Annotated in this window: 3 protein-coding genes; all 3 read left to right on the top strand. The window is 41.9% G+C overall.

Annotation, left to right across the window (positions count from 1 at the left end; all coding sequences use genetic code 11):
- Positions 1-202 precede the first annotated feature (202 nt).
- The 3 genes from HY841_01970 to HY841_01960 are packed head-to-tail and all read left to right on the top strand — an operon-like array spanning position 203 to position 2,028.
- Complete coding sequence (locus tag HY841_01970) at positions 203-418, top strand: helix-turn-helix transcriptional regulator (GenBank protein MBI4929500.1); 216 nt, start codon at positions 203-205, stop codon at positions 416-418.
- 3 nt (positions 419-421) lie between these two features.
- Positions 422-835 (top strand): hypothetical protein, encoded by a 414-nt coding sequence (locus HY841_01965; GenBank protein ID MBI4929499.1) that lies wholly within the window; start codon positions 422-424, stop codon positions 833-835.
- A gap of 5 nt (positions 836-840) precedes the next feature.
- Positions 841-2,028: a restriction endonuclease gene (locus HY841_01960; GenBank protein MBI4929498.1), complete on the top strand. Its 1,188-nt coding sequence runs from the start codon at positions 841-843 to the stop codon at positions 2,026-2,028.
- The last annotated feature ends 244 nt before the right edge of the window (positions 2,029-2,272 follow it).

The raw sequence follows: 2,272 nt of genomic DNA, 5'->3' as shown, positions 1-2,272 counted from the left end.
GACGAAATCCGAACCTTTTTTGAACGGAATTGACCGCCTCGCTATGCTCGGCGGAACGCTCGGGCGCGGCGGAATTCCCCCCACACCCCCCTTCCGCCGCGCCCTCGCTTGAATGCATTTCGGCGAAAAATTGCGACTCCATGAAATAATAATATACCGAAATGGTATATTCCACAATAGTATATATCATGTTAGTATATCTATGTCGAAAAAGTATCAGCCAAAATATCAAAATCTCGTCAAAAAACTCCGCCAAGCTCGCCTAGAGGCCGGATTGACACAGGTTGAAGCGGGAAAGCGATTGAAAAAACCACAGGCGTATATTTCCAAAATTGAGAGAGGCGAGCGTGGCGTAGATGCTGTAGAGTTGGCAGAGTTTGCCAAACTTTACGGAAAATCTATGAACTATTTTGTATAGATTATGAGCATCAAATCTTTTATTGAAAACTGGAAAAGAAAACGGGCTGAGCGCGCAGAAGAACGAAAGCGCATAGAAGCCCTTTTTGATAAGTTTTTACTGGAAACAAAACCTCTAACTCCGAAAGCGTCAAAGCATCCTGAGGCGGCATTGTATCGCCATGCGTGGAAGCGAGCCGTTGCCCTTAGTTATTTATTCGAAAAAACATCAAATTCAGAAAAAAGCGAACTGTATAAAAATTTCGCGCAAATTGCGGCGAAAAAATACTCTCGGGTTGCTCCATCAAGTCTCTACGGGACGGTTTCACTTAGAATGACGCCGGAAGCTATGATGAAGTTATTAGAAAAAGAACAGAGAATGCTTCTTGCTGACATATCAGATGATACATTTTCTGAAAAGTTTGATATGAAAGTATAAAAATTATGGAATGGATCCTTGTAATCATAGGTTTGTTTTTACTCTTCGGAATTGTCTCGTGGATACGAGACGCTTTTGCAGATGCGAAATCGTATCGGAAATTAAAGCCAGAACTCGACGCACTTAATAGCGAAAAAGAGAAATTTGCCAAAGAGAAAGAAGATACATACCAACACATTGAGAAGATTACGCGTCAGCGTTCGATGGGATTCCCGTGGCTTGCTGAAGCATTTGCAGATTACTTTGCATTAAGAGACGGGAAACTTGAAAAATATCTCACATATAAAAGTCATCCTGCGTATACTGCCGCAGAAGCAGTACGGCAAACAAAAAAAGAAAAACGAGAACTCGTAAAGGAGAATAAAATCCTCACATATAAAATTTCATATTTCACCAAATTATTTCCATGGCTTGAGGATTTAATTGCGATAGACGAGAACGAATATATCCCCGTTGAGGTTGGAGTACCCGAAGAAGAGGGCGAGGAAGAGGATTCTGTTAAGAAACTCCTTACACAAGAAGAATATCGAGCACTCCCATCGGTAGAAAGAAATCAGCTCGCGTTAGATCGTTATCTAAAAAGCCGCAATAAATCGAAATGGGCTATTGGCCGAGATTACGAAATGTATGTTGGTCACCTATATGAGCACGATGGGTATTCAGTTGAATACAAAGGGATTATAGATGGCTTTGAAGATTTGGGACGAGATGTCATTGCAAAAAAAGAAAATGAAACTTGCATCATACAATGTAAGCATTGGGCACAGTATAAAGATATTCATGAAAAGCATATTTTTCAGCTATTCGGTACAACAATGGAATACTGGATACAACATTTCGGCGGCAAGAAGCACACTTTCAGTGAGTTCTCAAAACTACTTAATGAACACAGGCTACGTCCTATTTTCTTCACTTCAACAACCTTGTCTGACAAAGCAAAAGAAATGGCAGCCGCGTTGAATATTGAAGTAGTAGAAAACCATCCGCTTGGCGAGTTCCCCAGAATAAAATGCAATCTAAATTTGGACGAATTTGGAAAGCGGACAAAGATTTACCATTTACCAATGGACCAACAATACGATCGTACTATTGTCGGCAATCGTGAGGGAGAATTTTATGCTTTTACTGTGAAAGAAGCGGAGGATGCTGGTTTTAGAAGAGCATTTCGGCATAGATTTGGAAATAAGAAATAATCAGGGAGTTTTTTGTGCGCGCACTGGGTGGGTGGGGCAAGCACAATACCATTTTGTATCTTGCCATTCAATCTTGATACAATGGTAAGGTAAGGTTCTTTTTTGGAGTCGCAATTTTTCGCCGAAATGCATTCAAGCGAGGGCGCGGCGGAAGGGGGGTGTGGGGGGAATTCCGCCGCGCCCGAGCGTTCCGCCGAGCATAGCGAGGCGGTCAATTCCGTTCAAAAAAGGTTCGGATTTCGTC

This window comes from Bacteroidota bacterium, assembly GCA_016213405.1.
Classification (GTDB): Bacteria; Bacteroidota; Bacteroidia; order Palsa-948; family Palsa-948; genus Palsa-948.
The sequence above is the reverse complement of the archived record's forward strand: the minus strand, read 5'-3'. Positions and strand labels throughout refer to the sequence as shown.